At 62.9% G+C, this 8,543-nt stretch carries 8 protein-coding genes and 1 riboswitch; of the genes, 6 read left to right on the top strand and 2 right to left on the bottom strand.

All coding sequences use genetic code 11. From position 1 onward, the window contains the following. Positions 1–59: 59 nt before the first annotated feature. Together HU811_RS21985 and HU811_RS21980 are read right to left on the bottom strand one after the other, a co-directional pair. Positions 60–1,370 carry a PQQ-dependent sugar dehydrogenase gene (locus HU811_RS21985; RefSeq protein WP_186658073.1) on the bottom strand — a complete coding sequence of 437 codons (1,311 nt, stop codon included), beginning with the start codon at positions 1,368–1,370 and terminating at the stop codon, positions 60–62. A 67-nt stretch (positions 1,371–1,437) separates the two neighbouring features. After that, complete coding sequence (locus HU811_RS21980) at positions 1,438–2,022, bottom strand: hypothetical protein (protein ID WP_186658070.1); 585 nt, start codon at positions 2,020–2,022, stop codon at positions 1,438–1,440. Positions 2,023–2,181: 159 nt separating this feature from the next. Then, positions 2,182–2,420, top strand: a riboswitch (cobalamin riboswitch). 78 nt (positions 2,421–2,498) lie between these two features. On the opposite strand from HU811_RS21980, the gene cobO reads away from it, so the two are divergent. The 6 genes from cobO to HU811_RS21950 are packed head-to-tail and all read left to right on the top strand — an operon-like array spanning position 2,499 to position 8,504. Next, entirely contained in the window at positions 2,499–3,110 is a 612-nt protein-coding gene (gene cobO / locus HU811_RS21975) for a cob(I)yrinic acid a,c-diamide adenosyltransferase (RefSeq protein WP_092402758.1), read from the top strand. Further along, a complete protein-coding gene (locus tag HU811_RS21970; RefSeq protein WP_186658068.1) occupies positions 3,107–4,519 on the top strand; it encodes a cobyrinic acid a,c-diamide synthase CobB in 1,413 nt (470 codons plus the stop codon). Before cobO ends, HU811_RS21970 begins: the two co-directional genes overlap by 4 nt. Next, positions 4,516–5,166 (top strand): 5,6-dimethylbenzimidazole synthase, encoded by a 651-nt coding sequence (gene bluB / locus HU811_RS21965; protein WP_092402762.1) that lies wholly within the window; start codon positions 4,516–4,518, stop codon positions 5,164–5,166. Before HU811_RS21970 ends, bluB begins: the two co-directional genes overlap by 4 nt. Further along, entirely contained in the window at positions 5,163–6,071 is a 909-nt protein-coding gene (gene cbiB, locus HU811_RS21960) for an adenosylcobinamide-phosphate synthase CbiB (protein ID WP_092402764.1), read from the top strand. Before bluB ends, cbiB begins: the two co-directional genes overlap by 4 nt. Beyond that, entirely contained in the window at positions 6,064–7,056 is a 993-nt protein-coding gene (gene cobD, locus HU811_RS21955) for a threonine-phosphate decarboxylase CobD (protein WP_186658065.1), read from the top strand. Before cbiB ends, cobD begins: the two co-directional genes overlap by 8 nt. Then, entirely contained in the window at positions 7,053–8,504 is a 1,452-nt protein-coding gene (locus HU811_RS21950) for a cobyric acid synthase (RefSeq protein WP_186658062.1), read from the top strand. Before cobD ends, HU811_RS21950 begins: the two co-directional genes overlap by 4 nt. The last annotated feature ends 39 nt before the right edge of the window (positions 8,505–8,543 follow it).

The raw sequence follows: 8,543 nt of genomic DNA, 5'->3' as shown, positions 1-8,543 counted from the left end.
CCAGCGGGAGCAAGCTCCCTCGCCACAGGTTCCAGTGTTCAGGTCAGCTTCTTCAGCGGTTATTTAGCCCAAACCCGCCAAATCTTGTTCCCCACATCATCAGCCACCAACAGCCCGCCCTGTTTGTCGATCACCACACCCACTGGTCGGCCTTGGGCTTTTTCATCGGCATTCAGGAAACCGGTCAGCACATCAACCGGTTGCCCCACCGGTTTGCCGGCGTTGAAGGGGACGAAAATCACTTTATAGCCGCTGTGGGGTTTACGGTTCCATGAGCCGTGCTGCCCGATAAAAGCGCCTTCGGTAAACGGCGCTGGCAAGGTGCTGCCTTCGGCGAACGTCAGGCCCAGTGACGCGGTGTGTGGGCCGACGGCGTAATCCGGGGCGATGGCCTTGGCCACCAGTTCCGGTTTTTGTGGCTCGACCCGCTTATCGACGTTCTGCCCGTAATAGCTGTAGGGCCAGCCATAGAAGGCGCCGTCCTTGACTGAGGTGATGTAGTCCGGGACCAGGTCGCTGCCGATCTCATCGCGCTCATTCACCGCGGTCCATAGCGCGCCACTGCGCGGCTCCCAGGCCAGGCCGTTGGGGTTGCGCAGGCCCGAGGCGAAGATGCGGTGATTGCCGCTGGCGCGGTCCACTTCCCAGATGGCTGCGCGGCCTTCTTCGGCCTCCATGCCGTTTTCCCCGACATTGCTGTTCGAACCGGTAGTGACGTACAGCTTGCTGCCGTCCTGGCTGGCGATCACGTTTTTGGTCCAGTGGTGGTTGAGCGTGCCACCCGGCAGGTCGACGACCTTGGTCGGCTGCGCCTTGATTTGCGTATCGCCCTCTTTATAGGGGAAGCGAATCAGACGATCGGTGTCGGCCACGTAGAGATCATTGCCCACCAGCGTCATGCCGAACGGCGAATTGAGGTTTTCCAGAAATACCGTACGGGTTTCGGCGATGCCATCATGATTGGCATCACGCAACAGGGTAATGCGATTGGGGCTGGGCACTCCCGCGCCGGCGCGGCCCATGACTTTCTCCATGACCCAGCCACGAATGCCTTTAGCGTCGTCCGGTTTGGGCGGCGCGTTTGTTTCTGCCACCAGCACATCACCGTTGGGTAGCACGTATAGCCAGCGCGGATGATCCAGCCCTTCGGCGAATGCGCCCACTTGCAGTCCCTGTGCGGGGGTGGGCTTGGCGCCATCCGGCCAGCCGACCGCTTCTGCAATGTTGACGGTGGGGATCAGGGTCTTGTTCGGTTCCGGCAGTTTTGGCGAGGGGCCAGTGCCGTCGGAAACCTGCAGCGTGGAAGACTCGCCGCAAGCAACAAGCCCTGCGGCCAATGCGACGATCAGAAGGTGGGGTGGCTTGAGCATGCGGGCTTCCCTATGAGTGCATGGTAGTTACTCATAGAGAAGCTTAGACCCGCGATGGTTCAACCGGTCAGCCGTGGGCCTGCTTGAACAGCACGGCGATGCCCGGATGATACTGCCCGGCCTCATTGCGCAATTTGCGATAGGCATAAGGGAAGTACCAGGCCACGGCGCAGGTATTTTCCTTCTGCAGTTCATCGATCATGTCCTGCAGCTCTTCTGGCGTGGTGCTTTGCTGAGCCTTTTGCGGTGCGACGAACAGGCAACCCAATCGCAGGTCACTGGAATAACTGATGCGCTTGGCGTCGCTGGTGATGTCGAGCAGCGGCTGAGTGAGGTTGAGACTCTTGACCTTCGGCCAGCGTTGAGTGGCCTGGATGAAAGCGCGCTCCTCGGTGCTGGCGATGAACAGGTCGGCGCTGACGTTGCGTTCGCCTTCTTCATTCTGTTTGCGGGTGGGGGTGTTCTGCAGCGTGACCATTTCGGCCATCCAGGCTGCGGCGGACAGCAAGCCAAGATTGGCTTTTTCATCGAACCAGTAAGGTGTGTCGTTATCGCCGCGCACGGCGTTGTAACGGTCGATACAGTCAAACCAGCGTTCCAGCACCGGGCGCAGGAATTCCAGTTTTGGATTGCTGATGATCATGCCTTGCATGCTTTTGCCCCCTTGTTATTGTGATATCGGGTCGTGATGCCTATTTGATATCACTTGCCGCAGCATGGCACAAGATTGGCGTCATTTTATTGATCAGGGCCAATATCCGTTGTTGAACCTGTGCCGGCTTTAATTGACGCTCCACCCCCAACCCTCTAACCTTCGCGGCTTGTTTCAGGTGCTCTGTGGCCGGGCGATCGTCGGGTCGACAGAGTGAAACAGGGAAGCCGGTGAGTGCATACGAACCCGGCGCTGCCCCCGCAACGGTAAATGAGTCAACGCTGCGCCTGGCCCTGCACAGGGTCACCAGCCACTGTGTCCATATGACATGGGAAGGCGCGCAGCCCGGCATCACGCCGCTCATGAGCCCGGAGACCGGCCTGATTCATCCAACGGCATCACGGTGGGCGATGCCAGGCTTGTTGCCGTCTTTTTTGTGCCCGCCCGCCGTTATCCAATCCCAACGGAGAGCTCCCATGACCCAGACCCCCGATCGCGACGAACGCCACCTGGCGCGCATGCTGCGCAAGAAAGCCGTGATCGACGAGCGCATTGCCAACTCGCCCAACGAATGCGGCTTGCTGCTGGTGCTGACCGGCAACGGCAAGGGCAAGAGCAGTTCGGCGTTCGGCATGCTGGCCAGGTCCATGGGGCATGGCATGCAATGCGGCGTGGTGCAATTCATCAAAGGCCGAAACAGTACCGGTGAGGAGCTGTTTTTCCGCCGCTTCCCGGAACAGGTGCGCTTTCATGTCATGGGCGAAGGTTTCACTTGGGAAACCCAGGATCGCCAACGTGACATCGCCGCTGCCGAGGCGGCCTGGGCGGTCTCGCGTCAATTGCTGAGCGATCCGTCCATAGGCTTGGTGGTGCTCGATGAACTCAACATCGCCCTCAAGCACGGTTACCTCGACCTTGATCAGGTCCTGAGCGACCTGCAGGCCCGCCCGCCGATGCAGCACGTAGTGGTGACCGGTCGCGGCGCGAAGCCGGAGATGATCGAACTGGCCGATACCGTCACTGAGATGGGGATGATCAAGCATGCGTTCCAGGCCGGCATCAAGGCGCAGAAAGGCGTCGAACTGTGAGTGATGTTTCTTTAGCAAGTCGTCACTGCCCGGCGGTGCTGATCGCCGCCCCTGCTTCCGGGCAAGGCAAAACCACCGTCACCGCGGCCCTGGCGCGCTTGCACCGCAAGCAGGGGCGCAGGGTGCGGGTCTTCAAGTGCGGGCCTGATTTTCTCGACCCGATGATCCTTGAGCGGGCCAGCGGCGCACCGGTCTACCAACTGGACATGTGGATGGTCGGCGAGCAGGAAAGTCGTCGTTTGTTGTGGGAAGCCGCCGCCGAAGCCGACTTGATTCTGATCGAAGGGGTGATGGGGTTGTTCGATGGCACGCCATCGAGTGCCGATCTGGCCCGGCACTTCGGCGTGCCGGTGCTGGCAGTGATCGATGGCACGGCCATGGCCCAGACCTTCGGCGCCCTGGCCCTGGGGCTGGCGCGGTATCAGCCGGACTTGCCCTTCGCCGGGGTGCTGGCCAATCGGGTCGGCACCTTGCGCCATGCACAGTTGCTCGAAGGCAGCCTGACCGAAGGCCTGCGCTGGTACGGCGCCTTGTCACGGGAAACCGGCATCGAACTGCCAAGCCGCCATCTTGGGTTGGTCCAGGCCAGTGAATTGAATGATCTGGACCTGCGCCTCGACGCCGCCGCCGATGCCTTGGCTGGCAGTTGTGAAGTGGCGTTGCCGCCCGCCGTGGAATTCGTCGCGCCAGAAGTGATTGCCGCGCAGCCGTGGCTGGAAGGTGTGCGCATCGCTGTGGCCCGGGACGAAGCGTTTGCCTTCACCTATGGCGCCAGCCTGGATCTGCTGCGAGCCATGGGGGCGCAACTGAGCTTCTTTTCACCTATTCATGACAGCGAACTGCCGGAGGCGGACAGCCTGTATCTGCCCGGTGGCTATCCGGAATTGCACCATGTTGCGCTGGCGCAAAACGCGCCGATGCTGGCGGCGATCCGCGCGCACCATCAAGCAGGCAAGCCCTTGCTCGCTGAATGCGGCGGCATGCTTTATCTGTTGGACTCGTTGACGGATGTGGACGGCACCCGCGCCGAGCTGCTTGGGTTGCTGGCCGGTGACGCGCAGATGCAAAAGCGTCTGGCGGCCCTGGCGCTGCAATCGGTGGAGTTACCCGAAGGCACCCTGCGTGGGCATACCTATCATCATTCCCTGACCAGCACCGAGCTTGCGCCCATTGCCCGAGGCCATAGCCCTAACGGCGGACGCGGGGCGGAGGCGGTTTTCCGGCAGGGACGGATGACGGCTTCCTACGTGCATTTCTATTTTCCGTCGAATCCGAGGGCGATTGCCGGGCTGTTTGCGCCTGACCCTGAAACCGTCTTCGCGAGCAAGCCCGCTCCCACAGGGGATCGCGTGATCTCAAGTACAGCACCCGCCGATGTGGGAGCGAGCCTGCTCGCGAAGCGACCATGACAGACAACGCCTTCCCCCAGGCCGAACGCGATGCCGTCTACCGGGCCATCGCCGAACGCCGCGACATGCGCCACTTCACCGGCGGCACCGTTGAGCCAGCGTTGCTGCGTCGCCTGCTGGAAGCCGCCCACCAGGCCCCCAGTGTGGGGCTGATGCAGCCGTGGCGGTTCATTCGCATCAGCGACCGCGCCTTGCGTGGGCAAATCCGTCAACTGGTGGAGCAGGAACGCATCCGCACCGCCGAGGCCCTGGGTGAGCGCAGCGATGAATTCATGAAGCTCAAGGTCGAAGGCCTCAACGACTGTGCCGAAGTGCTGGTGGCGGCGTTGATGGATGATCGCGAGCGTTATGTCTTCGGTCGACGAACCCTGCCGGAAATGGACCTGGCCTCGTTGTCCTGCGCGATCCAGAATCTGTGGCTGGCCTCCCGTGCCGAAGGGCTGGGGATGGGCTGGGTTTCTCTGTTCGAGCCCCAGGCCCTGGCCGAACTGTTGGGCCTGCCCGCCGGCGCCAAACCGCTGGCAATATTGTGCCTTGGACCGGTCGAGGGTTTTTACCCGGCACCGATGCTCGCCCTGGAAGGCTGGGCGCAGCCGCGTGCGCTGGATGAATTGCTCTACGAAAACCATTGGGGAGTCAGCCCATGAGTGTGGCGTTGCTCAGTGCCGCCGCAGTGGCGCTGGATGCGTTGTTGGGCGAACCCCGACGCGGGCATCCGCTGGTGGCCTTCGGTCGCTTTGCCGATCGTATCGAACAACGTTTCAACTCCGGCGGGCGTGGCTGGCGCAGCCATGGCGTGACGGCGTGGATCATCGCCGTGGTGCCGCTGACCTTGCTCGTGACGGCGCTGTCCTGGGCGCCGTTGGTGGGCTGGCTGGTGGAAATCCTGGCGCTCTACCTCGCCCTCGGCCTGCGCAGCCTCGGGGAGCATGTCGAGCCGGTGGCCCGGGCACTGCGTGGTGGGGATCTGGACGAAGCGCGTCGGCGGGTCGGCTACCTGGTCAGTCGCGAAACCGCCGAACTGGATGAGACGGCCGTCGCTCGTGCCGCCACTGAGTCGGTGCTGGAGAACGGCAGTGACGCGGTGTTCGCCGCGCTGTTCTGGTTCGCCGTCGCGGGCGCGCCGGGTGTGGTGTTGTATCGCCTGAGCAATACCCTCGACGCCATGTGGGGCTATCGCAACGAGCGCTTTGAGCGTTTCGGTTGGGCGGCGGCCAAGATCGATGATGGGCTCAACTATATTCCGGCGCGCCTGGTGGCGCTGACTTACGCCGTGCTTGGGAAAACCCGTCTGGCGCTCAAGTGTTGGCGCACCCAGGGCCCGACCTGGGACAGTCCCAATGCCGGGCCCGTGATGGCCGCCGGCGCGGGCGCACTGGGGGTCGAACTGGGTGGCGCGGCGGTGTATCACGGGCAATTGCATCAACGTCCGCCCTTGGGCGAAGGCGCCCCGGCGAACGCCGACGCCATTGATCGCGGCTGGCAACTGGTCCAGCGTGGCGTATGGTTGTGGTTGCTGATTCTCTGCCTGGGAGCTGAGTTTTATGCTTGAGCACGGTGGACGCCTGCGCAACGCGGCCAGGCAATACGGGATTGCCGAGGCGCACTGGCTGGATCTGTCCAGCGGCCTGGCGCCCTGGCCGTTCGACGTGCCGGCGATTGCACCACGGGCCTGGGCACGCCTGCCCGAGACCGATGACGGGTTGGAACAGGCCGCCTGCGATTATTACGGCGCCATGCATGTGCTGCCGGTGGCGGGTTCGCAGATGGCCATCCAACTGTTACCGCGCCTGCGCCGTGCCGGCAAGGTCGGCGTCCTCTCACCCTGTTACGCCGAACACGCCGAAGCCTGGCGCCGCAGTGGCTACATCGTGCGCGAAGTGCTGGAGCCGGAAGTGGACTTCTTCCTCGACAGTCTGGACGTGCTGGTGGTGGTCAACCCGAACAACCCCACGGGCTTGCAGTTGAGCCCCGAGCGCTTGCTGGACTGGCATGCCCGACTGGCCCAGCGCGGTGGCTGGCTGGTGGTGGATGAAGCGTTCATGGATGTCACGCCACAACTGAGCCTGGCCGCCCATGCTCATCAGGTCGGGTTGATCGTGCTGCGTTCGTTTGGCAAGTTTTTTGGCCTGGCCGGGGTTCGCCTGGGATTTGTATTGGCCGAGCGCCACTTGCTCAAGTTGCTCGCCGAACAAGTCGGGCCGTGGGCCGTCAGCGGGCCGACCCGAGTGGTGGGCCAGGCGTGCCTGCTGGATACCGACGCCCACGCCCGCCAGCGCCAACGCTGCGAGGACACCAGTCAGCGCCTGGCGCTGACGCTCGAACGCCACGGCTTCAAGCCTCAGGGCGGCTGCGGGTTGTTCCAATGGCTGGTCACTGAACACGCCCAGGCACTTTACGATTTCATGGCCCAGCGCGGCATTCTTCTGCGGTTGTTTACCCATAACAGCAGCCTGCGCTTTGGGTTGCCGGCCGATGACGGTGAGTTCCTGCGCCTCGAACAAGCTTTCGAGGCCTACGCCAAGGACATCCAATGACCACTGTAATGGTGCAGGGCACCACGTCCGATGCCGGCAAAAGCACTCTCGTCACGGCGTTGTGCCGCTGGGTCAGGCGTCAGGGTGTGAGCGTGGTGCCGTTCAAACCACAGAACATGGCGCTCAACAGCGCGGTAACGGCCGATGGCGGCGAAATCGGCCGTGCCCAGGCCGTGCAGGCCCAGGCGGCTGGTCTAGAACCGCATACCGACATGAACCCGGTGCTGCTCAAGCCCAACAGCGACACCGGCGCCCAGGTCATTATTCATGGCCGCGCCGTCACCACCATGAATGCCGTGGCCTATCACGATTACAAAGCCATCGCGATGCAAGCGGTGCTGGCCTCCCACGAACGTTTGAGCGCGGCGTATCCGGTGGTGATGGTGGAGGGCGCGGGTTCCCCGGCGGAAATCAATCTGCGCGCCGGTGACATTGCCAACATGGGCTTTGCCGAGGCGGTGGACTGTCCGGTGCTGCTGATTGCCGATATCAATCGCGGCGGCGTATTCGCCCACCTTGTGGGTACCCTGGAGCTGCTTTCGCCCAGCGAACAGGCGCGGGTCAAGGGCTTCATCATCAACCGTTTTCGCGGCGACATCGCCTTGCTGCAACCGGGCCTGGACTGGCTTGAGGCGCGCACCGGCAAACCGGTGGTTGGCGTGTTGCCCTACGTGATGGACCTGCATCTGGAAGCCGAGGACGGTCTCGATCAACGCCAGGCCGACAAGGCCGAGCAGGTGCTCAAGGTGGTGGTGCCGGTATTGCCGCGCATCAGCAACCACACCGATTTCGATCCGCTGCGCCTGCATCCGCAGGTCGACCTGCAATTCATCGGCCCGGGCCAGCCGATTCCTGCGGCTGACTTGATCATCCTGCCGGGTTCAAAGAGCGTGCGCAGTGACCTGGCCTACCTGCGTGCCAACGGTTGGCAGACGGCCATCCAGCGTCACCTGCGTTATGGCGGCAAATTGCTGGGAATCTGCGGTGGTTTGCAGATGCTCGGCCTGCAGGTCCACGATCCGCTGGGGCTGGAAGGGGCCGCGGGCTCCAGCACCGGGCTGGGCTTGCTGGCCTTCGAAACGACTCTGGAACACGAGAAACAGTTGCGCAATGTGCGCGGACGACTGGCTCTGGAAGAGGCCGAGGTCAGCGGGTATGAAATCCATGCCGGTGTAACCTCAGGCCCTGCACTGGAAAACCCGGCGGTGCAGTTGGATGGCGGTCGCTGTGACGGCGCCCAGAGTCTGGATGGGCAGATTTTCGGCACCTATCTGCATGGGCTGTTCGAGTCACCGGCGGCCAGCAGCGCCTTGTTGCGTTGGGCCGGGTTGCAGAATGTGCAGGCGGTGGACTACCACGGGTTGCGCGAGCGGGACATCGAGCGGTTGGCGGATCTGGTGGAGCGGCATTTGGATACGGGGTTGTTGCGTGAACTCTGTGGAATCTAGGGTGGATTTACTGGCCCCTTCGCGAGCAAGCCCGCTCCC

This window comes from Pseudomonas tehranensis (assembly GCF_014268615.1).
Taxonomy (GTDB): Bacteria; Pseudomonadota; Gammaproteobacteria; order Pseudomonadales; family Pseudomonadaceae; genus Aquipseudomonas; species Aquipseudomonas tehranensis.
This window is presented reverse-complemented; position numbering and strand designations above follow the sequence as displayed.